This window comes from Nonomuraea sp. NPDC049480 (assembly GCF_044465905.1).
Classification (GTDB): Bacteria; Actinomycetota; Actinomycetes; order Streptosporangiales; family Streptosporangiaceae; genus Nonomuraea.
Window position 1 is genome coordinate 541,245 of the sequence record NZ_JBITMD010000001.1, and the last position, 21,045, is coordinate 562,289.

20 protein-coding genes and 2 pseudogenes are annotated in these 21,045 nt (G+C 72.5%); 14 read left to right on the plus strand and 8 right to left on the minus strand.

All coding sequences use genetic code 11. From position 1 onward, the window contains the following. The first annotated feature begins 62 nt into the window (after nt 1–62). Entirely contained in the window at nt 63–305 is a 243-nt protein-coding gene (locus ACIBX3_RS02540) for a hypothetical protein (RefSeq protein ID WP_397112287.1), read from the plus strand. Here ACIBX3_RS02540 and ACIBX3_RS02545 read toward each other — a convergent pair. Together ACIBX3_RS02545 and ACIBX3_RS02550 are read right to left on the minus strand one after the other, a co-directional pair. Continuing rightward, a complete protein-coding gene (locus ACIBX3_RS02545) occupies nt 289–990 on the minus strand; it encodes a methyltransferase domain-containing protein (protein ID WP_397113375.1) in 702 nt (233 codons plus the stop codon). The genes ACIBX3_RS02540 and ACIBX3_RS02545 overlap by 17 nt on opposite strands. An 82-nt stretch (nt 991–1,072) precedes the next feature. Next, nucleotides 1,073–1,417, minus strand: a pseudogene (locus tag ACIBX3_RS02550) (AAA family ATPase); the annotation flags it as partial. A 167-nt stretch (nt 1,418–1,584) separates the two neighbouring features. Between ACIBX3_RS02550 and ACIBX3_RS02555 the strand changes: the two are divergent. Next, entirely contained in the window at nt 1,585–1,881 is a 297-nt protein-coding gene (locus ACIBX3_RS02555; protein WP_397113376.1) for a hypothetical protein, read from the plus strand. Next, on the plus strand, nt 1,881–2,981 hold the full coding sequence (locus ACIBX3_RS02560; protein ID WP_397112289.1) for an NlpC/P60 family protein: 1,101 nt from the start codon (nt 1,881–1,883) through the stop codon (nt 2,979–2,981). The genes ACIBX3_RS02555 and ACIBX3_RS02560 overlap by 1 nt, the downstream gene beginning before the upstream one ends. 22 nt (nt 2,982–3,003) lie before the next feature. On the opposite strand, the gene ACIBX3_RS02565 is transcribed toward ACIBX3_RS02560, so the two are convergent. Beyond that, a complete protein-coding gene (locus ACIBX3_RS02565; protein WP_397112291.1) occupies nt 3,004–3,612 on the minus strand; it encodes a TetR/AcrR family transcriptional regulator in 609 nt (202 codons plus the stop codon). A gap of 146 nt (nt 3,613–3,758) precedes the next feature. Between ACIBX3_RS02565 and ACIBX3_RS02570 the strand changes: the two are divergent. The 3 genes and pseudogenes from ACIBX3_RS02570 to ACIBX3_RS02580 form a co-directional block, all read left to right on the plus strand. Continuing rightward, nucleotides 3,759–4,154, plus strand: a pseudogene (locus ACIBX3_RS02570) (M14 family zinc carboxypeptidase); the annotation flags it as partial. Between the two features lie 124 nt (nt 4,155–4,278). Beyond that, nucleotides 4,279–4,950, plus strand: a complete 672-nt coding sequence (locus tag ACIBX3_RS02575; RefSeq protein WP_397113407.1) for a hypothetical protein — start codon at nt 4,279–4,281, stop codon at nt 4,948–4,950. A gap of 432 nt (nt 4,951–5,382) precedes the next feature. Continuing rightward, nucleotides 5,383–5,733: a DoxX family protein gene (locus ACIBX3_RS02580; protein WP_397112293.1), complete on the plus strand. Its 351-nt coding sequence runs from the start codon at nt 5,383–5,385 to the stop codon at nt 5,731–5,733. A 178-nt stretch (nt 5,734–5,911) separates the two neighbouring features. On the opposite strand, the gene ACIBX3_RS02585 is transcribed toward ACIBX3_RS02580, so the two are convergent. Continuing rightward, nucleotides 5,912–6,568 (minus strand): response regulator, encoded by a 657-nt coding sequence (locus ACIBX3_RS02585; RefSeq protein ID WP_397112294.1) that lies wholly within the window; start codon nt 6,566–6,568, stop codon nt 5,912–5,914. Beyond that, nucleotides 6,558–8,615 (minus strand): sensor histidine kinase, encoded by a 2,058-nt coding sequence (locus tag ACIBX3_RS02590; protein WP_397112296.1) that lies wholly within the window; start codon nt 8,613–8,615, stop codon nt 6,558–6,560. The genes ACIBX3_RS02585 and ACIBX3_RS02590 overlap by 11 nt, the downstream gene beginning before the upstream one ends. Before the next feature lie 159 nt (nt 8,616–8,774). Here ACIBX3_RS02590 and ACIBX3_RS02595 point away from each other — a divergent pair, with 159 nt between their 5' ends. The 3 genes from ACIBX3_RS02595 to ACIBX3_RS02605 are packed head-to-tail and all read left to right on the plus strand — an operon-like array spanning nt 8,775 to nt 14,020. After that, the gene (locus ACIBX3_RS02595; protein ID WP_397112298.1) at nt 8,775–9,446 is read left to right on the plus strand and encodes a hypothetical protein; all 672 of its coding nucleotides are present in this window, start codon (nt 8,775–8,777) and stop codon (nt 9,444–9,446) included. 54 nt (nt 9,447–9,500) lie between these two features. After that, on the plus strand, nt 9,501–11,219 hold the full coding sequence (locus ACIBX3_RS02600; protein WP_397112300.1) for an RNA ligase family protein: 1,719 nt from the start codon (nt 9,501–9,503) through the stop codon (nt 11,217–11,219). Then, on the plus strand, nt 11,219–14,020 hold the full coding sequence (locus ACIBX3_RS02605) for a poly(A) polymerase (RefSeq protein ID WP_397112302.1): 2,802 nt from the start codon (nt 11,219–11,221) through the stop codon (nt 14,018–14,020). The genes ACIBX3_RS02600 and ACIBX3_RS02605 overlap by 1 nt, the downstream gene beginning before the upstream one ends. A 3-nt stretch (nt 14,021–14,023) precedes the next feature. Here the strand turns inward: ACIBX3_RS02605 and ACIBX3_RS02610 are convergent, their stop codons facing one another. Next, a complete protein-coding gene (locus ACIBX3_RS02610) occupies nt 14,024–15,124 on the minus strand; it encodes a sensor histidine kinase (RefSeq protein WP_397112304.1) in 1,101 nt (366 codons plus the stop codon). 133 nt (nt 15,125–15,257) lie between these two features. On the opposite strand from ACIBX3_RS02610, the gene ACIBX3_RS02615 reads away from it, so the two are divergent. Then, on the plus strand, nt 15,258–15,590 hold the full coding sequence (locus ACIBX3_RS02615) for a hypothetical protein (RefSeq protein WP_397112306.1): 333 nt from the start codon (nt 15,258–15,260) through the stop codon (nt 15,588–15,590). Nucleotides 15,591–15,639: 49 nt separating this feature from the next. Here the strand turns inward: ACIBX3_RS02615 and ACIBX3_RS02620 are convergent, their stop codons facing one another. Both ACIBX3_RS02620 and ACIBX3_RS02625 read right to left on the minus strand, forming a co-directional pair. Then, entirely contained in the window at nt 15,640–16,569 is a 930-nt protein-coding gene (locus ACIBX3_RS02620) for a CHRD domain-containing protein (RefSeq protein ID WP_397112308.1), read from the minus strand. Nucleotides 16,570–16,796: 227 nt separating this feature from the next. Continuing rightward, on the minus strand, nt 16,797–17,600 hold the full coding sequence (locus ACIBX3_RS02625; RefSeq protein WP_397112310.1) for a class I SAM-dependent methyltransferase: 804 nt from the start codon (nt 17,598–17,600) through the stop codon (nt 16,797–16,799). A 250-nt stretch (nt 17,601–17,850) separates the two neighbouring features. Here ACIBX3_RS02625 and ACIBX3_RS02630 point away from each other — a divergent pair, with 250 nt between their 5' ends. The 4 genes from ACIBX3_RS02630 to ACIBX3_RS02645 all read left to right on the plus strand — a co-directional run bounded on the left by ACIBX3_RS02630 (nt 17,851) and on the right by ACIBX3_RS02645 (nt 20,960). After that, nucleotides 17,851–18,705: an SMP-30/gluconolactonase/LRE family protein gene (locus ACIBX3_RS02630; RefSeq protein ID WP_397112312.1), complete on the plus strand. Its 855-nt coding sequence runs from the start codon at nt 17,851–17,853 to the stop codon at nt 18,703–18,705. 146 nt (nt 18,706–18,851) lie between these two features. Next, on the plus strand, nt 18,852–19,259 hold the full coding sequence (locus tag ACIBX3_RS02635) for a hypothetical protein (protein ID WP_397112314.1): 408 nt from the start codon (nt 18,852–18,854) through the stop codon (nt 19,257–19,259). A gap of 67 nt (nt 19,260–19,326) precedes the next feature. Beyond that, the gene (locus ACIBX3_RS02640) at nt 19,327–19,995 is read left to right on the plus strand and encodes a transcriptional regulator (protein ID WP_397112316.1); all 669 of its coding nucleotides are present in this window, start codon (nt 19,327–19,329) and stop codon (nt 19,993–19,995) included. Next, entirely contained in the window at nt 19,992–20,960 is a 969-nt protein-coding gene (locus ACIBX3_RS02645) for a threo-3-hydroxy-L-aspartate ammonia-lyase (protein WP_397112318.1), read from the plus strand. The genes ACIBX3_RS02640 and ACIBX3_RS02645 overlap by 4 nt, the downstream gene beginning before the upstream one ends. The last annotated feature ends 85 nt before the right edge of the window (nt 20,961–21,045 follow it).

A 21,045-nucleotide genomic window follows, 5' to 3' on the forward strand; every position in this document is an offset into this window, starting at 1 on the left:
CGGCATGAAGTCGGCACACGGTCAACGCCATGTCAGGAAGCAGCTCGGCGTAATCGCGGACGGTGTCGTCGGAGTCGGCCTCTCCGGAGACGATCAGGCACTGCGCCCCGGCCGCGCGATATCCGGCCGGGGGCGGCGCCTGGCTGGGCGGGCTGGCCCTCGGCGCCGGATACGGGTACGTCTCGCCGCTGTGGATCGGCGCCGGGGTCACCGTGGCCGGACTCGTCGTCCTGGTGGCCGGGTCGATGCGCCCGCACCGCCGGGTGCCGGGCGCCGCTCCCGCCGCCGTCACGGCTTCCGGATGACGACCTCCAGGTAGTCCATCCGGAGCACCAAAGTGTCGTCTCCGGAGACGTTGAAGCGCCTGACCACCTCCACCATGTCGGCCCTGAGGGCGTCGGCGCGGTCGGCCTCCAGGGCCGCGAGCGCCTTGGTGACGGGACCGTAGAAGGTGGCGAAGAACTCGGCCTGGTGCTCGGGCGACGGGAACCGCCACAGGAACCTCCGCCGCGGGGCCGAGATGGTCACCTCGCCGCCGAACAGCTCGCGCAGCCGCTCCTCGCTGCCCCAAAGGACCGGCGGCCGGAGCCCGGCCGGCGGTGGCAGGTAACGGCCGATGGTGGCGAACAGTTCGCCGACGTAGCTGCCGGGAGCCCAGTTCACCATGCCGATCCGCCCGCCGGGCCGGCAGACCCGCAGCAGCTCACGGGCGGTCTGCTCCTGGTCGGGGGCGAACATGGCGCCGCAGGTGGACAGGACCACGTCGAAGGAGTCGTCGGGGAAGGGCAGCGCTTCGGCGTCGGCCTCCCGGAAGGACGCCTCCAGTCCTTCGGCCTCGGCGCGCCGGCGGGCGCGGTCCAGCAGCGCCGGCACATAGCCCACGCCGGCGACCTGGCAGAACCGGCGGGCGGCGGCCAGGGCGGCGTTGCCGCTGCCGCAGGCCACGTCCAGGACCCGCTCGTCGGCGCGCAGGTCGACGGCCTCGCACAACAGTTCGCGCCGCCTCGGACAACGGTTCCAGGCGTAAGCGCCGCACCGCATCCGCGGGCAGCCTGCCGACCACGCTTTGGAGGGGGTGGTCGGCCGTCAGCTCGTCGTCGCGGTAGGTGACGATCAGCAGCGCCCTGGTCCGCGCCATCCGCCGCCCCAGGAACGCCAGCAGCTGCGCCAGCCGGCCGCCCGTCTGGCGTCCGAGATCATGCAGCGGGCCCAGCGCCCGGGGCGTCAGCAGCGGGTCGCAGGCCCCGTGCAGGAATCTGGCGTCCGCCGCGTGTTGCTCCGTGAACCGCCTGACGAGAGCCGAGTTCCCGATGCCGGCCTCGCCCGCCACCAACACGACGCGGCCGCCCGCGGCCGTCGCGGTCAGCACGCCGCCCAGCTCGTCCAGCAGCGAAGAGCGCTCGAGCAGATCCGTCACAACCGAACGCTACGCCCCACGGCCGCCGAGAGGGAGAGCGCGGCGACGTTCACGAACAGGGACCGCACGGGTCAGGCGATCTCCATGAGGCGGATGCGCTCCGAGGGGCATTCGGGCAAGATGGGCACGGCAGGAAACGTCACGACGAGTCCGGGGGATGGGTGTCGATGGCCGACCTTGACCTTCACTTCCAAGCGCTCGAGGACTGTGCGTCAGCGGCGCGCAAGGTGGCGAGGGAGCTCGCCGACGTGGTCAGCACGTATCCCGCCAAGAGCACCGATTCCTCGATCTTCGGAAAACTGACCGGTTCGTCCGGCCTCGCCGGTGTCATCGACGAGGTCGAAGGCATGGTCGACGGCGAGCTCGGACACGCCAAGAGCAAACTCGAAGGTGTCGAGCGCGCCCTGGACAAGGTGCGGGACAACGTCCGCACGGCCAACCAGGCCAGCGGAGCGGCCGCGTAATGGGGGTGGCGGAGGAGATCGCCCAGTTACCGGGCGGCGGCCCGGAGCTCGCCGAGATCTTATTGAGCGTCAGCGGCAGTCCCGACACCATCCGCGGCATCGCCACCCGATGGCGGAGCGCGGCCGGCAAGGCGCACGACCACGCGGGCCGGATCAACACGGCGGTCCAGGACGTCGACGATGCCTGGCAGGGCGGGTCGGCCGACGCCTTCGACACGTACATGAGCGCGTACGGCAGGGCGGGATACGCGCTCCACACCGCGCTCGAAAACAGCGCGAGCTCTCTCGACTCCGCGGCCGAGGCGCTGGAGACGGCGAAGTCGAAGATCGACTCGATCTGCGGCGGCCTGCTCGAGGACGTGCGGGCCTACAAAGACGATCATCCCGAAGCCGGGCCCGAGGCGTACACCAAGGCCGTCTCCCCCATGGTGACCAGCGCGATCTCCGCCGCCAAGACGCCCAAGGACACCGCGAGTTCGGCCGTGACCCAGGCCATGAACGACATCAGGGGCCACCTGCGCGGCAGGGAGCCGACCTTCGCCGCCATCAAGGCGCCCGGCGACCAGACCTTCGTGCCGGCGCCCGGCCACACCGTCGACTGGAAGCCCACACCCCTGCCGGAGGTCCGGCCGACGACGTTCCAGAGCGGAGGGAACGGGCACCCCTCCCCCGCTTCCAATGGCCCCTCCGCCGGGTACGCGGGCGGTTCCGGAGGCGAGGCGCCGCAGCCCCTGCCGTTCGCGCCGGGCACCGCCACCGGGGAGCGCATCGTCGAGGCCGCGCGGCAGCACCTCGGCAAGCCGTACGTGTGGGGTGCCAACGGGCCGTCGGCCTTCGACTGCAGCGGGCTCGTCTTCTACAGCCTGAACCAGGCCGGCATAAAGATCGGTGACACGACGGCCGCCGGATACCAGGCGAGCGGGCAACCGGTCACCTCTCCACAGCCCGGTGACATGGTCTTCTTCGGCCACCCCGCCGGCCACGTGGGCATCTACATCGGCGACGGCAAGATGATCCACGCGCCCCGGCCGGGGTCCGAGGTCACGGTGGCGACCGTGGCGGCCGACGGACGGCCGGTCAGCTACCGCCGCTTCACCTGACCGCCACCCGCACGAGCCGAGGTCAGGACGGCCCGAGCACGTCCGAGGTGATCAGGGCGCGGGCGGCCGCGGCGAAGTATTCCTCCGGAGCACTGTCCGTCAGCCCCAGGACGACGCCCTGGCTGAGGCCGACGAGAAGTCCCCGCAGCGCCGTGGCCAGGCGGCGCGCTTGTCTCGGGGTCAGCGCGACCCCGTCGTGGAGCCTGCCGGCGAACAGCCCGGCCAGCCGTTCCTCGTGGGCCCGGACGGACGCGGCGAGCCTGGGCCGCAGCTCCGGGTCGCGCAGGGCGAGGTCCTGCAAGCTGATCTCGAACGAGAGATGACGCAGCGCGCCGGGGTCGTCGCACAGCCCACGGTAGTGGCGGGCGACGGCGCCGACCGCCTCGGCCAGCGTGAGGCCGGCGGGAACGGCCCGCTCCATGCCGTCGTAGTGGGGGCCGAGGTAGTCGGTGACCAGAGCGATCATCAAACCGTTCTTGCTGCCGAACAACGAGTAGACGGCGCCGGTGGTCAGCTCGGCCCGTTCGGCGATCTCCTCCAGCCTGGCCCGGTAGCCGTCCCTGGCGACGATCTGGCGCGCCGCGTCGAGCAGGGCCCGCCGGTTGCGCTCCTTGGTATCCGCCCTTGTCATTCTCATAACCTCATTATTACCGTAATCACATTATGAAAGTTGCCAAGTACATGAGTCAGGTGCCCGGCTACGCCGCGTTCCCCTCCGTCGACGCCCTGCGGGCCGAACTGGAGGACGTGGCCGCCGCCCATCCCGGCCTGGTCAGGATGCGCCGCATCGGCGCCTCGCGGCTCGGCGAGCCGCTGCACGCGCTGAGCGTCGGCGACGGCCACACGGACGCCGTCGTCATCGGCGGGCCGCACCCCAACGAGCCGGTCGGCGCCCTGACGATCATCGCGCTGGTCAAGCTGCTGTGCGCGGACCCGGGACTGCGGGCGGAGCTGGGCTGCCGCTGGCACTTCGTCCCGTGCGCGGACCCGGACGGCGCCCGGCTCAACGAGGCCTGGTACGCCAGGCCGGGCGACCGCCGCGCCTACGCCGAGCACTTCTACCGCCCCGACCTGGCCGACCAGGTGGAGTGGACGTTCCCGCTGGACGGCGCGGACTACTCCTTCGACCGCTCGCTGCCGGAGACGAAGGCGCTGATGCGGCTCATGGACGAGGTACGCCCGTCCCTCGTCTACTCCCTGCACAACGGCGAGTACCACGGCGCGTTCTTCTACCTCAACCGCGACGACGGGGCTCGCCGAGCGGCTGGCCGGTCTGCCCGGCCTGGAGGGCATCCCGTTGCATCACGGCGACCCCGAGCTGCCCGGCGCCGTGCCGATGGCGCCGGCCGTATTCCGGGTACCGGACGGGGCGCGTGTGGGCGCCGTGTTCGGCGCGGGCGGCAGCAGCGCCGACTACGCGGCACGGTTCGGCGCGCTGCACCTGGTGACCGAGGTGCCCTCCTGGGTGGACGACCGCGTGTCCGACCGGAGCGAGACGGGACGGCCGTACCGGGAGATCGTCACCGCGGCGGCGGCCGCCCGGCGGGAGGCGATCGAGACGCTGGAGTCGGGCCTGCGGGACGTCACCGGCGACCTGACCGTACACTCGCCGTTCCGCCGCTCCACCGAGGGCACGCTGGAGGCCTTCCGCAGGTTCGGCGAGCTGGAAGAGTCCGTGCCCGGCCTGGATCGGCCGGCCACGGTCGCCGAGGAGTTCGGCCATCGGCAGGCCGTTCACCTGGTGCGGCTGCGCCTGCTCGGGACGTTCCTGCGCATGCTGGACGCCGAGCTGGCCGCCGGCAACCCGACTCCGGCCATCCGCGAGCAGCGCCGCCTGCTGGGTGAGCGCTTCGACCTCTGGTACGCCCAGGCCGAGGCCGACTCCCCAGGGCCGCCGGTCGAGATCCGCCGGGTGGTCGCGGTGCAGCTGGGCGCCGCCCTGGTGGCGGCGGAAAGGGCCGTGTCATGACGAACGACCGTTGGCCGGATCTTCCACGAAAGAGCACGACATTGGACATCAAGACCGCGGGCGCTGGGTCACGATGTGGTCCATGGCCTGGACATCACGGTCGCCCTCGGCATCGGCCGCCAGGTCCCCGCAGAACGGCTCCGTCTCCTCCTGGTCGCCTACGGCCGGAAGCTGCCACCGGGACGTCTCCACGACTCGGCGCGCGATCGTTACATCGCCGCCTGAGGACGTTCCCAGGCCCGGGCGCCACCACGACCGGGCCTGGGAACCTGCAGTCCACCGGCGCCCGGCCCCCGGCTCTCGATCGGCCGGCCGGGCGTCCGCCACCTGGCGGCATGTGAGCCGGATCACACGCGGGTCATGTCACGCCGTCCATCCCCTCATCCGTCTGGGGGTGTCCACCGCGATTCCGGCTGAGGGGATGCCAAACCAATGTTCAGCGCTTACGTCGTCGTCACCGTCATGACGATCGCGGCCAACGCCTGGGCCGCCGCCGCCGACTTCTCGCGGGCCGGATTCGTCCTCGCCAACTCGGGTGAGCTGGGCATCTCGCCGTCCTGGATCCCGTTGCTCGGCGCCTTGAAAGCCGCCGGCGCCGGAGGGCTCCTCCTCGGGCTCCTCGGCGCTCGGCCCATCGGCGTGGCCGCCGCCGCCGGGCTCGTCCTGTTCTTCGCCGGCGCCGTCACCGTCCATGTACGCGCCCGCGTGTTCCACAACATCGCCGCGCCCGGAGGCTTCTTGGTGCTGGCCATCGCCTCTCTCGTCCTCGCCACCGCACGCTGAGAACGCGGATCGCGTTGCGGTCGACGGCCGGCGCGCCCGTCAACGCGTGGTTGTAGGTGGGGCACGATCTTGTCCACTGCTGGGGAGGCGCGGTGGTGCGGGCCGATGGCGTGGCCCCGGTCCACGGCGAAATGCACGGATCACGGTGCCGGTCACGGGTGCGGCCCCGGCTGAGGGGTCACCGGCCCAGGCCGGCGTCGCGGGCCCGGACGATGGCCTCGGCGCGATCGGCGACGTGCAGCTTGGCGAAGATGTTGGAGACGTTGTTGCGCACGGTCTTCGGCGACAGCACCAGCGCGGCCGCGATCTGCGGATTGGTGCGGCCGGCCGCGATCAGCGACAGGATCTCCCGCTCGCGCGGCGTGAGCTGCGGGAACGCGGTGTCGTCCGGCGCGGCCGCGGCCGGCCCCGCGAAGAACTCGGCCACACGGCGGGCCACCGCCGGCCCGAAGATCGCCTCGCCGTGGCAGACGGCCTGGATGGCCCGTACGATCTCCGCCTGGTTGGCACCCTTCAGCAGGTAGCCGCGGGCGCCGGCGCGCATGGCGGCGAAGAGCGTGGCGTCGTCCTCGGCCATGGTGAGCATCAGGACGCCGATGTGCGGGCTGTCGGCGACGATGCGCCGGGTGGCCTCGATGCCGTTGAGCCCGGGCATGCCGACGTCCATGACCACGATGTCCGGCTGCAGGTCGGCGGCCTTCTCCACCGCTTCCGCCCCGGTCGCGGCAGTGCCCGCGACGTCGATGCCGGGGATCGAGCCCAGCAGCAGGGCGAGCCCGTCCCGGTAGACCGGATGGTCGTCGGCCAGCAGCACGCGGATCGGCTCATCGAACACCAGTCGCCTCCATCATCTGCTCCAGCGGCAGGCGGGCGCGGACCAGCGTGCCGCCGCCCGGCGGGCAGCTCACCTGGCAGTCGCCGCCGAGCTCGGCCGCGCGTTCGCGCAGCGACAACATGCCGACCCCGGCCGCGACGTCGGGACCGATGCCCGAGCCGTCGTCGCGTACCTGGACCGTCAGCGCGCCGTCGGCCACGGTCAGCTCGACGTCGCAGCGGGCCGCGCCCGCGTGCTTGACGACGTTGGCCAGCGCCTCCGACACGATACGGTACGCGGCCACCTCCACCGCCGCGGGCAGCCCCTCCAGCGCTTCGCCGGCCGAGACGGCGACGTGCAGGCGGCCCGATCGGACCCGGTCGGCCTGCTGCTGGACGGCGCGCACCAGGCCGAGCTCGTCGAGCGCCGGCGGGCGCAGGTCGTGCACCAGGCGGCGTACGTCGGCCAGCACGACGCCGACGTCGGCGGCGGCCTGCTCCAGGAGACGGTCGGAATCGGCGGGGGCGGCGGCGGCCAGGTTCCTGGCGGTCTCGATGCGCAGCGCGACCGCGCCCAGGCTGGGGCCGAGGCCGTCGTGCAGGTCGCGGCGCAGCCGGCGGCGTTCCTCCTCGCGGGTGGTCACCAGGCGGGCGCGGATGCGTTGCAGGTCGGCGCTGAGCTCGCTGGCCCGGGCCGCGGCGGCGGCCTGGCGTACCAGGTCGCCGAGCAGGCGCTGGTCGCGTTCGGTGAGGTCGGCCCGGCACAGCACCAGGCGGCCCACGGCCTCCTCGCGGTAGGAGACCGGCAGGGACACCGCCGGGCCGCGCGGGGAGCCGTGCTCGACCACCGAGCGTGCTCCGCCGGGCCGTTCGATCTCCACCCGCACGTACGGGAGCCGGAACGCCTCGGTCACCGTCCTGGCCAGCGCCATCAGCTGCGCGTCGGGGTGGGTGGCCAGTTCGAGGCGCTGGGCGAGCGTGGAGACCATCGCGTACGGGTCGTCGCGCTTGCCGCGTACCAGCCGCCGCGCGGCCCGCCACAGCCGCTCGCGCAGCGGCGCGTAGGCCACCGCGACCACGGCGACCGCCACAAGGGCCGAGTCGCGTTCGCCCAGCACGCTGCCGGCCACCGTGAACACGGCGACGTCGATCACCACGACCAGGGCGGCGAGCACGCCGTACAGGAACGTCGCGGGCAGCAGCCGGTCGATGTCGTACAGCCAGTACTTGGTCACCGCGACCAGCACGGCGAACGAGGTCAGCGTGACCGCTGCCCACAGCATCACCACGCCGAACCCGCCGGGCAGCAGCCGCGCCAGCAGCAGCACGAACATGTCCAGCAGCGCCGCCCAGGTCAGCCAGCGGATCTGGGCCCGCCGCTCCGGGCCGGCGGCGCGGTAGCGGCGCACCAGGACGGCGAACGGCACCACCAGGCTCACCGGCATGGCCGCGTAGGCGACCTGCATGATCGGCAGCCAGGCGTCGTACGGCAGAGGGATGCTGACCGGGTCGAGAGCGAGCCGGGCGATCTCCGGGGGCAGCGGCGTGGCGTGGTAGCGGGCCATCGTCGACGTCGGCGCGAACACGTTCACCAGCGGCAGCAGCGCGGCGAGCGCGAGGCCGGCGATCGACAGCCGTCGCCACGCGGGCGCGGACGGCAGGCGGCCGTCGGGGAACAGCAGGATCAGCAGCGGCAGCCCGATCAGCAGCGTGGCGCCGAAGCGTTGGTAGAACCAGTAAGCGGCCGAGGCACCCGGCGCGCCCGGCGAGACGTAGATCGCGTACACCGACCAGGCGGACGCGAAGCCGTTCAGCGCCCACTGCACGCCGGAGGCGGTCAGCACCCAGGCGACCGGGTGGCGCGGCAGCCGCCGCAGCAGCAGTGCCCCGGGCACGATCTGGGCCAGGCCGGACAGGGCCGACGGCCAGCCGTACCAGTCCAGCGCGCTCGCAGGCGCCGCCACGGCGCCGGCGTTGTGGACGTCCAGCGCCACCGCGCCGGCCGCGAGCACGGCCACGAAGCCCACCAGCACCCCGGCCAGGCGAGCCGGCGTTCCCTTTTCTGTCACGCAGAGCATTGTCGCCCTCTTTGTGTCCCTCTGTCCCGGGACACGTGTCCCAGGACACGTGCGACAGGCCGAGGACCGAATCAGGGACCGGTGGCCCTGCCGGCCCGGGACGGCAGACGCGGATCGTAGAGCCCGCAACGAGATGAGAAAGGAACCTCGATGAACGCGCACATCACCAACGAACCCGCCAGGGCCCGCACAGACGTCCCCGCGCCCGGCGCGCCCACCACCCGCCCCACCCCGATCAGTGCGGACGGCGTGCGGCGCCTCGGCCTGGGTCTGACCGCCGGCGCGCTGTCCTGGGCGGCGGCCACCTTCGTCTTCGGCCCGGCCGGCGTGGGAGTGGGCGGGCGGATCGGCGACCTGACCGGGCTGCTCTTCCAACTGGGCGTGTTCTGCCTGCTCTGGGTGCAGTTCCGGACGCGGGCCCTCGGCTCCTCGCGCGCCGTCTCGGTCGCGCTCACGATCGAGGCGGTCGTGCTCGGCCTGGCCGGCGTCTGGTCCCTGCTGCACGGCGTCCTGCCGGATGGCGTCCAGGACGACACCTGGCTGGCGGTGCTCGACATCTGCTGGCCGCTGTCCATGCTGGGCATGTTCGCGATCAGCGTGAAGCTCGCCTTCGCCGGCCGGTGGCGAGGCCTGGCGCGGTGGTGGCCGCTGGTCGCCGAGAGCTGGGCGCTCGTGACGGTCCCGTCGTTCGTGCTGTTCGGTGAGGGCCTGTCCAGGTGGGTCGGCGGTGGGCACCTGCTCATCGGGTACGCCGCGCTCGGGCTGCTGCTCGCCACCCGCCCGGAGCTGGTCCTCCCGTCTCAGGGTCCTGATATTCGATAGATCCGCTTTCCTGGCCGCTTGTACAGTGACGCCAGGCGTCAGGGGGAGGGGATCATGCGCGTGCACTATCCGCGGACCCCTCATCTGCCCTGGTCGCCGGGCGCGACCCCGGACGACGTGCGCACGGGCGACCTGTCCGGGCTGCGGGGCCGCGAGGTCGTGGTCACCGAGAAGCTCGACGGGGAGAACACCACCCTGTACCCCGACGGAATGCACGCACGATCCCTCGACTCCGCGCACCACCCATCCAGGGCGTGGGTGAAGTCCCTGCAAGGGCGGATCGGCGCGCGCATCCCGGCCGGATGGCGGGTGTGCGGGGAGAACGTCCACGCCCGGCACTCCCTCCCGTACCAGGAGCTGGAGAGCTGGTTCTACGGGTTCTCGGTCTGGGACGGCGATCGGTGCCTGGACTGGGATCGCACGGTCGTCTTCCTGCGGCGGCTGGGCGTTCCGGCGCCGCCGGTGTTGTGGCGGGGGGTGTTCGACGAACGGGCGCTGCGGGGGCTGCGGCTGGACACCGAGCGGCAGGAGGGCTACGTCGTCCGGACGGTCGACGGGTTCGGGCGGGACGAGTTCGCCGGGCGGGTGGCCAAGTGGGTGCGACGGGAGCACGTGCGGACTGACACGCACTGGATGCACGCCACCGTCGTGCCGAACGGCCTGGGCCCGGCCGCGGCGCTGTGGTCGGTGCGTGCGGGGGCGGACGCCGACGTGGCCGCCCTGCTGGGCGCGGTGGGCGTCGCCGTCACGGACCCGGCCGGAGCCCAGGCGGCGGTGGCCGACGTGGCGGGCAGGCTGGACGTGCTCGGACGGTACGGTGACGCCCGGCTGGCGGGGGTGCTGGCCGCCGCGCTGCACGCGATGCCGCGCGCCTGGCTGGCGGCCCGGCTGGCGGGGCCGCTCGGCTTGCCGCTGGCCCGGCGGGTGGCGGATCTGGTGGGGCTGCACGCCGGCCTGCGCCGGCCGTTCCCCGACGAGGACCGGCGGGCCGGGCTGGCGCGCATGGCGTTCGCCGCCGATCTCGGGGTGCTGCACGCCGTCGCCGCGGCCGTGCCGGACGGCGCGGACGACCAAGCACGTGAGCAGGTCGAATGGTCGGCGCTGCACGCCGAGGACGCCGGGTTGCTCAGGCCGGACCCGTTGGAGCCGCTGCGGGCGGGGCTGCGGGAGGCGCTCGCCGGGCTCGAGCCGGAGGCGGCCGACCGGTGCTGGGCGGAGGCGCGCGAGGCGTACGCCAGGGGGCGGATCGCCACGGTCGAGGAGGCCGTGGCGGCGACCTGGCGGTGGCGGCCGGGGCGGTTCTCCCGGCTGGTACACCTGGTCGGGCCGTCGGGCAGCGGGAAGAGCACGTTCGCGGCGAGCCTGCCGGGGATCGACGCGCATCTGTCGCTGGACGACCTGCGCCAGGCCCGGGGATCGCGGGCGGACCAGCGGGACAACCGGCAGGTGCTCGGAGAGTGCCTGGACCGGCTGGACGCCGCGCTGGCCGGTGGCGGCACCGTGGTGTGGGACGCGACGTCGCTGAACCAGCACCAGCGCTCGGTGGTGCACGCCGTGGCGCGCCGCCGCGACGCGCTGACGACCCACGCGGTCGTGCTGGTGGAGGAGGACGAGTTGCATCGGCGCAACGACCGGCGGGCCCACCCGGTGCCGCCGCACGTGCTCGCCGCCCAGGCGCGCCGGTTCGTCCCGCCGTACCCCGGGCAGGCCCATCGCACCTGGTACGTCGGCGCGTCAGGAACCGTCGAAGACGTGGACGGGGTCCTGGCGTGATGCGTACCAGTGAGGAGATCTACCACCGGGTCCGCTGGGACCCGCGGTTCGATCCGTCGCGTTTCGTCCTGGGCGTCAGCCAGCGGGGCGCCGCGCCCGAACGTATTCCGCTGCCCGCCTTCGCCCCGGGCGGGGACATTCCCTGGCACCGCGTGCTGTTCGTCGAGGCGGACGGGGAGCTGGTGTGGGACCGCGCCACCGGCCTGGACCGGGTCGACACCTGTGCGGCCGGCCGGGCCCGGGACCCGCGCAGTCTGCGGGCGCCGTTCTTCACGGCCAGGGCCCCGCACGCCTGGGATCCGGCCGTCGGGTGGCGGCCCGGTCCGGGACCCGCGGCGCCCGCGGCCGGCCTGCGTGTTTTGACGTGGAACACGCTGTGGGATCGTTACGACGGCGAGCTCATCGACACCGCCCGGCGCCGGCCCCTGCTGCTGGCGGCCCTGGAGGAGGCCGACGCGGACGTCATCGCGCTGCAGGAGGTCGAGCCCGCGCTGCTGGACGTGCTGCTGGCGGCTCCCTGGGTACGCGCCCGCTACACCGTCGGCACCGACCCGGACGGCGCGGACGTGGACGACAGCGGGCTGCTGCTGCTCAGCCGGCTGCCCGTACGCGAGGCGGCGTGGCACGAGCTCGGCCCGCACAAGGCGGTGGCCGCCATCGTCGTGGACACCGCCGGCGGTCCCCTCGTGGTCGCCGTCACCCATCTGACCAGCGACCACACCGATGACGGCGCGGCCAGGCGGCGGGCCGAACTGGCCCGGATCGCCGAGGGGCTGGCCGGGGTCGACGGTGACCTGGTCCTGGTGGGCGACTTCAACGACGGCACCGACGCCCCCGCCGCCGCGCTCGGGCTCCGGGACGCCTGGACGGAGGCGCACGGGTCCGGCGACCGCACCCCCACCTTCGATCCGCGCGCCAACCCGCTGGCGGCGATCTCCTCGCTGTCCGGGCGCGCCGGTCGGCTGGATCGGGTCCTGGTACGCGGCCGGCCTCGGGTGATCTCGGCGACCCTGCGCGGTGACACGCCTGGCTCCGACGGGCTGTACATCTCGGACCACTACGGGGTGGAGGCGGTCCTCGACCTCACGGGGGACGTGGTCGCCGGGGTGCTCGACGTGGCGCCGACGGCACGGACGGCCGTGGCGTGGGTACCGCCATGGGAGTTGTGGCCGCCGATCCAGGAGGTCCGCCGGGAGCACGATCCGCGGGCCGACCGGTGGCCCCCGCATGTCAACCTGCTCTTCGGTTTCGTGCCCGAGTCGGAGTTCGAGGCGGCGGCGCCGTTGCTGGCCGCGGCGGCCGCCGAGGTCGAGCCCTTCTCCGTGCGGCTGGAAGGGGTTCGGTCCTTCCGTCACCGGGACGACGCGACCGTCTGGCTCGACCCCGCCGCCGACGACCCGGCGCCGTGGCACCACCTGCGCCGGGCGCTGGAACAGCGCTTCCCCGGCTGCACGGGGCGCGCGGAAGGGTTCATCCCGCACCTGACGCTCGGGCGCGTCGAAGATCCGCGACGTCTCGCCATCCGGATCGACGGGATGACCGCGCAGGTCGGGGACGTGGTGCTGTTGTCCCGCCGGGCGGACGAGCCCATGCGCCCACGGGCGATGATCACCTTGGGAACGGGCGAGATCCGGTGGGCGGCCGAGACCCGCGTGCCGGCCCCGGAGACCCCGGACCTGGCGGCCCTGGCCGGCCGGGTCGCGCAACGCCTCGCGGAGGCGCTGCGTCCGGGGATCCTGCACGTCGCCGGATCACGGCGCATGGGATGCGAGCTCCCGGCGGCGGACCTGGACCTGGTGGCGGCGCTGCCCGGCGAGACGGACATGGCGCAGGTCGAAGCCCGGGTACGTGCGGCGCTCCCCGACGCCGCCCGGGTGCGGCAGGTGATCGGCGCCAGGGTGCCGGGCCTGCGCTTCCACGTGGACGGCCTGGACGTCGACCTGACGGTGGTGGCCACCGGACCGCTCTCCCCCTCGCTGGCACTGTCCCGCCGCGCCGAGCTGGGCCAGGCGGCCGCGCTCGCCCTGAGCGCGGTAAGCGACGCGGACGCGATACGCGCCGCCGTCGGCGCCGAGCACGCCCGGTTCGCCCGTCTTGCCAGGCAGGTGAAGGCGTGGGCGCGGGCCCGTGGCCTGGACTCGGCGCCGTTCGGCGGACTGCCCGGGCTGGCCTGGACAGTGCTGGCGGCGCACACCGTACGCGACGGCGGCGACCTGCTGGAGGACTTCTTCAGTACCTGGGCCGCCTGGGACTGGCGAGACCCCGTCACCCTGACGCCCGCCGCCCCGGCGGCGGACCCCGCGCCGATGACGGTGATGACTCCGAGCGACCCGATGCGCAACTGCGCGCGCCAAATCTCCGCCGGCGGCCGCGACCTGCTCGCGCAGGAGCTTTACCAGGCATGGGAGCTCACCGAGAAGGGCCGCTCCGCCGACCTGCTCGCGCCGCCGCCCCTCCACCGCCGGCACTCGGCGTGGGCCGTGCTGACCCTGCGCGCCGGCCGGGACGAGGAGTTCGACGCGGCACACGGTCGTGTCCGGGGCCGCATGCTGGAGCTGCTCGCGGCCCTGGAGGAGGCCGGTGCGCCGGACGTGCACGCCTGGCCGCGCCCGTTCGAGTCGAGCCCGCGCTCGGCACGCTATGCCATAGGCCTGGGCCGCACGCCGCCGGCCGCCGACCGGCTCGCCGAGATCGCCGGCGGCTGGGCCAGGGGCCTGCCCGGGGTCACGATCGAACGTGCCGAAGGCGGCGCCGTACCGACACTGGGCCAAGAGGCGCTGGACCGACCATGCGAGGAATGAGGTTCAGGAGGGCCGGACAGGCCATGATCTGACCGGTAGCGGCAGGACGGCGTACAGGCGGTATCCCCCGTCCTCCCGCGGCCCGGCGTGGAGGTCGCCGTTGAACAACGCCACCCGCTCCCGGACCCCGGTCAGGCCGTTCCCCCCTGAGCGGACCACGGCGCCGGCGCGCCGGTCGCGCGGCCCCTCGTCGACGATCTCCAGGCACAGCTCCGTGTCGCCGTGGGTGACGGTGACCAGGACCTCGGTGGGGCCGGCGTGCTTGAGCACGTTCGTCAGCGCCTCTTCGGCGATGCGGTACGAGGACACCTCCAGGCCGGCCGGCAGCGGCCGCGGCGTGCCCTCGATCTGGAGTGCGACGTCCAGCCCGGCCGAACGCACGTGGGCGGCCAACTCGGCCAGCCGGTCCAGGGTCGGCTGCGGGACCGTCTCGTCGCGCTCCGGCGCACGGAGCAGGCCGAGCATGCGGTTCAGCTCGTCCACCGCGCCGCGGCCGGTCTCCTCGATCACGGCCAGCGCCTCCCGCTCGCGCCGCCGCTCCTGGGGCAGCGTCAGCCGTACGCCTCCTGCCTGCATCACCATCACGCTCATGCTGTGCGCGATGATGTCGTGCAGTTCCCGGGCGATGCGGGCACGCTCGCGGGCCGCCGACTCGCGGGCGGCCGGCGCCTGGCTGCGCGCGTCGGCCTGATCGGCCCGCGGCCCGTGCCGCCGCACGACCACCCCCGCGCCCCCGTGCGGGCTGCGCAGCGGGACCGTGGTCAGCAAGGTGAACAGCAGCAGGGCCTGGGTGTACCACTGCCAGGCCCCCGGCGGCTGGTGAGCCAGCAGGAACACCGCGAGGTTGGCCCCGGTGAACACGCACACCGCCGCGACCGGGAACCGCCGCCGCACCAGCACCAGGAACGCCGTCAGCAGCGCGCCGCCCAGCCACCACGCCAGGGCCGGCCGGTCGGGCACGTCCGCGGGGCTCCTCAGCTCCTCGGTCAGCGCGAACAGGCCGATCATGGCGGCGACGAGCCAGTCGATCGCGCCCGGCCACGTCGTACGTCTCCCGGTGCCGCCGTCGGCGACCGCGACCGGGGAAGGGGGAAGGTCGGCCATGAGCGGGAGCCTAGGGACACCGCCCGCGGGCGGTCATCAGCCCAGCGCCGCATCCCGTGTCCCCCTCTGGGCGGATCCGCCTCCTAAGGAACGGGGTGCTCAACCGGGCGCCGGCGTCTTCGTCTGTTCATGTGTGCTTCGACGGCGGGACATCGAGCCCACACTTGTCCGCAAGGCGACCGACCTCCTCGGCGGCGTCCACGACGACCCGGCGACCACGCCGTCGCTTGAGGCGTCGCTTCCCGCGGACGTCACCGTGGCGGCCAAGTCGCTGTCCGTGGACCTGGCGGCGATCGGCGGGCTGCCCGGCAAGATCGAGGGCGTCGCGCTGGTCGACCCGAGAACGATCGCCATCACGAACGACAACGACTTCGGCATGGGCACCTTCGGCGCGGACGGCCGCCTGGTGGACTCCGGGGTCACCAGCCGCATCCTGACGATCCGCCTTCCCCGGCCGATCGGCTGACCCGTCCGGCAGGCCCACGCGCACACGGCGCGTGGGCCCCGGCCGCTTCTTACCAGTCGTTGCCCTCGTAGGTGTCCTCGTAGTCGTTGCCCTTGTAGAGCTGGCCGCGCACCGCGCCGCCGGGGAACTTGGCGTTGTGCAGGTTCGTGTACCAGTTCTTCGGGTTCTTCCAGATGCGCTGGGACACCGCCTCCGAGGTCTTCGCATGGCCCGCGAGGCCGTTGACGCTCGGCGGCAGGCCGTTCTTGGCCTCGAAGAAGGGCACCACGACAGGCCCGTTCTTGCCCTTCGGCGCACGGTGGATGTGCGCCATCACCGGTCTGTCGATCTTCTTCCAGGCGGAGGCGAACCACACCACGTCGTCGGCGGGCTGCACCAGCCACGCGGCGCGGCCGTTGCCGTCGCCGACCTTCGTGTCGGGCGCCGGCACCTCCTGCCGCCCGTCGGCCAGGGTGGTCAGCGTGCGGCCGAAGCCGTGCGCCAGCACGGACTCCAGCGCCACCGGGCGGACGCGGTGCAGCTGGGCCCGTACGGCGCCGCCAGCGAACTCGGCGTTGTGCAGGTTGGCGTACCAGTTTCCGGGGTTGTTGAGAATGCGGGCGAGCAGGTTGGTGTCCTTGACGATGACCGTGCCCTTGACGGCGTGGAGCTGAGGGGGCAGCGCCTCGCCGAAGAACGGGACTCTGACCTCTCCGTTCTCGCCTTCCTCACCCCGGTGGATGTGGAACCCGCTCGGCGCGTTCACCTTGTGCCATCGGATGGCATAGTCGACGCGGTTGCCGTGGATCCGGAACACGGCGAGGGCGTTGCCGTCCGGGTCGCCTACTTTCATGCCCTCGACGGGCACTTCGTTCTCGCCGGTGAGCGACGCCGCCAGGTATATCGGGGTGGTTGCCTGGGCGGCGACCGGGCTGACGGAGCTGGCGACCAGTGCGGTGGCCATGGCCAGGCCGGGGAGGGCGAGGGTGCGCTTGTTCATGATCGGCCCTTTCAGGGTGCCCCATCTGTGAGGCGCAAAAATCGGTTGCTCCCCGGGTGGTACGGGCCACTAACGGGCCGGGTTCAATGGGGACCTGTGAGCTGGGTGGTTCCCAGCGGCATCACAGGCCCCATCCGGCAGCCGACCGGCGGGCGGCGGACACGCGCGACGAGCGACTGCTCCGCGACCACCTGAGGGCGCGCCCAGGCCGCCGCCGGGGACACCGGTCAGCGGCGGATGCCCACGGCCTCCAGGTATTCGCCCGCCGCCAGCACGGTGCCGTCGTCGGCCCGGTTGAACTTCTTCGGCACCTCGGCCAGGTCCGCCGCGAAGTTCGCCAGCGTGGCGTCGTCCATCGTGCTCCCCAGGCGGTGGATCGGCCCGTAGTTCGCCAGGAACCAGTCCGCGAAGTGCTCGGGCGAGCGGTAGCAGAACTCGTACGTCCGCGTGGCGAGCCCCACCCACTCGACCTTGTCGCCGAACAGCTCCCGCAGCCGTTCCTGCGTCCCCCACAACATCGGCGACCTGACCTGCGGAGGCGGCGGGGCGTATGCCCCGATCGCCCGGAACATCATCCCCACCAGCCCGTCGGGCGTCCAACTGGCCAGCCCGAGCGTCCCGCCCGGGCGCGTCACCCGCGCCACCTCGGCCGCGGCACGTTCCTGGTCGGGCGCGAACATCACGCCGACCGTGCTGAGCGTGACGTCGAACGACGCGTCAGGGAACGGCAGCCGCTCGGCGTCCCCCTCCATGAACGTCACATCGAGACGCTCGGCCTCGGCACGCTGCCGGCCCTGATCGAGCAGGCCGGCCACGTAGTCGACGCCGGTCGCCTCGGCGAAGCGCCGTGCGCCGGCGATCGCCGCGTTGCCCTGGCCGCAGGCCACGTCGAGCACCCGCTGCCCGGCCCGCACACCGGCCGCCTCCACCAGCCGCTCCGCCATGATCTGCAAGGTCACACCGACCCGTGCGTAGTCACCCGACTCCCATGCCTGCCGCTGACGTTCCTTGATAGCGGTGAAGTCCGCCATGATCCCTCCCTGTTCCATGAATCGCTTCTCCATCACGGGCGTTCCATCCCGTGACACCACGTGGAACGGTCAGGAAGTTCATCGAATGTGCAAATGCATTCGATGCAGCACCTGTGACGCTATGGCCGGAGATCGCCGCAGCGGCCGACGTGTCCACCAGGACAGCTGAGCCCATTCTGTCGATCTGAGCGATGGGCGTTCGTACAGATGCTGAGACGCCGGCGCCGCGCCGGAGCGGAAAGGATCTGTGATGACCATGAACGAGGTGCGTACGTTGCTCACCGGCCGAGGCCTGGTCGAGTCGCCGCGCTGGCATGACGACCGGTTGTATTTCTCCGATTGGTCCGCCGGCGAGGTTGTCGCCGTTGACCTCGACGGCAACCACGAGGTGATCGCGCGGGTGCGAACACTGCCGCTGTGCTTCGCCTGGCTCCCGGACGACCGGCTGGTGATCGTCTCGTCCGCCGACGGACGGCTGCTGCGCCTGGAGCCGGACGGGTCTCTGGCGACCCACGCCGACCTCGGCAAGGCCGTCTGGAACGACATCGTGGTGGACGGCCGCGGCAACGCCTACGTCAACGCCATCGGCTTCGACATGATGGCCGGTGCGGAGTTCAAGCCCGGTTTCGTCAGCCTGGTCACGGCGGACGGCTCGGTGCGTCAGGTGGCCGACGACATCGCGTTCCCCAACGGGATGGCGGTGACCCCGGACAACTCCACCCTGATCGTCGCGGACTCGTACCGGCACAGCCTGGTGGCCTTCGACATCGACGCGGACGGTGAGTTGTCCAACCGACGCATCTGGGCCGACCTCGGCGAGGGCACCCCTGATGGCATCTGCGTCGACGCGCAGGGGGCCGTCTGGTATGCCGACGTGCCCAACCAGTGGTGCGCGCGTGTCGCCGAGGGCGGCTCGGTGCTGCGGACCGTCGCGCTGGATCGCGGCGGCTTCGCCTGCGCACTCGGCGGTCCCGGCAAGACGACGCTGTTCATCACGGCGGCCGAATGGCGTGGCTTGTCCGAGTCTGAGACGGGACCGGTACCGCCCGGCACCGGTCAGGTGCTCATCACCCAGGTCGACGTACCCGGGGCGGGCTGGCCCTGAGTGGTCGGCATCGTCCGGGAGCCCGCGCCGGATGTGTGGGACTCCTCACCTCCGGTGTGTGGACTCCTGCACAGATCATCGCTTGGAACCTCCGTAATGTCCCTGCTGCCGGAACGACCGGCACACCTGAACGGGGAGAAAATCCAATGCGTAAGACCCTCGCGATCGCTGCTTTCGTCGGCTCGATGGCCGTCACCGGCCTCGCCGTCGCCCCGGCCGCCCAGGCCGCCACCCAGGCCGGCACCACCACCACGACGACCGGCAGCAGCTGGGGCAAGTTCTTCTCCAGCGATCACAACGCCTACACGTTCGGCAAGACCTGGAGCAAAGGCGGCAAGGTCTACACGAAGTGGTACGGGGTCGACAAGAAGGGCGGCAAGAAGGGCTGGGTCTGGTTCGAGTACTACCAGAACGGCGGCTGGCACAAGTTCAACCGCTCCTGGGACGGCAAGGTCGCCGGTGCCTGGAAGGGCCACGGGATCAAGAAGGTCTACACCTTCACCTGCTGGGGCGGCAAGTTCGACAACTGCGGCAAGAAGTACCGCATCTACTAGGATCCCGGGCTTGGACTTTTCATCCAGGCCCTATACATTATGTCCAGACGGTACGTCTGGGGGATCGATGCGGGCGGAACAGGATGCGATCATCACGGCGTTGGCCCCGGTGGTCGACGGCATCGCGGCCACCCTGGGGTCGTTCTGCGAGGTGGTGGTGCACGACTTCCGCCGCCCGGAGCACTCCGTGGTCGCCATCGCCGGCTCGGTCACCGGGCGGAGCGTCGGCGGGTCGATGAGCGAGATCGGCATGAGCATCCTGGCCCGCGGCGACGAGGCGGAAGACGAGCTCAACTACGTCACCCGCACCCGGGACGGCAAGCTCGTCAAGTCCTCCACGATGGTCCTGCGCGACAGCGAGGGCGCCGTGTTCGGCGCCCTGTGCCTGAACCTCGACATCACCGCCGTCACCCAGGCCCACGCGCTGATCGGGGAGCTGGCCGGGCTCGCCGCCCCCGCCGCCACCGTGCCGACCACCACCTTCGGCGACGACATCGACTCCGTCGTCAACGCCATCGTGGACGCCCACCAGCTCGACCGGCACAAGCCCTGGGCCGAGCTCACCCGCGACGAGCGGCTGAAGCTGTTCAGGAGCCTGGACGAGCGGGGCGTGTTCGCCGTGCGCCGGGCGGTCCCGCAGGTGGCGGCCCGGCTCGGCATCTCCCGCGCCTCCGCCTACTCCTACCTCTCGCAGGCACGCACCGGATCCGACACCCCGCAGGAGCAGCACGCATGACGAACCCGCTTCCCGTCACCCTGGACGACGTCCACGACGCCGCGGCCCGGCTCAAGGACGTCGCGCACCGCACGCCCGTCCTGCGCTCGCGGACGCTGGACGCCCTGGTGGGGGCGGAGGTGTTCGTCAAGTGCGAGAACTTCCAGCGGATCGGCGCGTTCAAGTTCCGCGGCGCGTACAACGCCGTCTCCCGGCTCACACCCGAGCAACTGGCCAGGGGCATCGCCGCGTACTCGTCCGGCAACCACGCCCAGGCCGTCGCCCTGGCCGCGCGGGAGCTGGGCAGCACCGCGGTGATCGTCATGCCCGAGGACACGCCCCGCGTCAAGCGGGACGCCACCGCCGGGTACGGCGCCGAGATCGTCACTTACGACCGCTACACCGGCGACCGGGTCGCCATCGGGGAGGCGCTGGCCGCCGAGCGCGGGCTGGCGCTGATCCCCCCGTACGAACATCCGCACGTCATCGCCGGACAGGGCACCGCGACGCTGGAGCTGATCGAGGAGGTCGGCGAGCTGGACGCGCTGCTGGTGCCCATCGGCGGCGGGGGCCTGATCGCGGGCAGCGCCACGGCCGTCAAGGGTCTGCTGCCCGGCGTCCGGGTGATCGGGGTGGAGCCCGAGGCGGGCGACGACACCAAGCGCTCGCTGGCCGCCGGGAAGCGGGTGTCCATCCCGGTCCCGCGGACGATCGCCGACGGCCAGGCCGCGGACATCCCCGGCGAGCTGACGTTCTCCATCAACAAGCACCTGGTCGACGACGTCGTCCTGGTCTCCGACGACGAGATCAGGGAGGCGATGCGGCTGGCGTTCGAACGCATGAAGATCGTCATCGAGCCCAGCGGCGCGACCCCGCTGGCCGCGCTGCTGGCCGGGCGGCTGGAGCGCGTGCCGCCGCGGATCGGCCTGATCGTCTCCGGCGGCAACATCGACGCCCGCCGCTTCGCCGAACTCCTGACAGCTTGAGCCCCTCGCGCAGCCACCGGCTGTAGTGCTCGTTCCAGGCGGCGGACCTCCTTCTCGGTTCGGGAGGGCCATGCCAGGAGGCATT

Coding starts and splice junctions, on each gene's coding strand:
- ACIBX3_RS02635 (WP_397112314.1), top strand. CDS start 18,852: ATGCGTAAGACCCTCGCGATCGCTGCTTTCGTCGGCTCGATGGCCGTC.
- ACIBX3_RS02565 (WP_397112291.1), bottom strand. CDS start 3,612: ATGACAAGGGCGGATACCAAGGAGCGCAACCGGCGGGCCCTGCTCGAC.
- ACIBX3_RS02620 (WP_397112308.1), bottom strand. CDS start 16,569: ATGAACAAGCGCACCCTCGCCCTCCCCGGCCTGGCCATGGCCACCGCA.
- ACIBX3_RS02600 (WP_397112300.1), top strand. CDS start 9,501: ATGCGCGTGCACTATCCGCGGACCCCTCATCTGCCCTGGTCGCCGGGC.
- ACIBX3_RS02595 (WP_397112298.1), top strand. CDS start 8,775: ATGAACGCGCACATCACCAACGAACCCGCCAGGGCCCGCACAGACGTC.
- ACIBX3_RS02555 (WP_397113376.1), top strand. CDS start 1,585: ATGGCCGACCTTGACCTTCACTTCCAAGCGCTCGAGGACTGTGCGTCA.
- ACIBX3_RS02580 (WP_397112293.1), top strand. CDS start 5,383: ATGTTCAGCGCTTACGTCGTCGTCACCGTCATGACGATCGCGGCCAAC.
- ACIBX3_RS02560 (WP_397112289.1), top strand. CDS start 1,881: ATGGGGGTGGCGGAGGAGATCGCCCAGTTACCGGGCGGCGGCCCGGAG.
- ACIBX3_RS02645 (WP_397112318.1), top strand. CDS start 19,992: ATGACGAACCCGCTTCCCGTCACCCTGGACGACGTCCACGACGCCGCG.
- ACIBX3_RS02640 (WP_397112316.1), top strand. CDS start 19,327: ATGCGGGCGGAACAGGATGCGATCATCACGGCGTTGGCCCCGGTGGTC.
- ACIBX3_RS02630 (WP_397112312.1), top strand. CDS start 17,851: ATGACCATGAACGAGGTGCGTACGTTGCTCACCGGCCGAGGCCTGGTC.
- ACIBX3_RS02610 (WP_397112304.1), bottom strand. CDS start 15,124: ATGGCCGACCTTCCCCCTTCCCCGGTCGCGGTCGCCGACGGCGGCACC.
- ACIBX3_RS02625 (WP_397112310.1), bottom strand. CDS start 17,600: ATGGCGGACTTCACCGCTATCAAGGAACGTCAGCGGCAGGCATGGGAG.
- ACIBX3_RS02605 (WP_397112302.1), top strand. CDS start 11,219: ATGCGTACCAGTGAGGAGATCTACCACCGGGTCCGCTGGGACCCGCGG.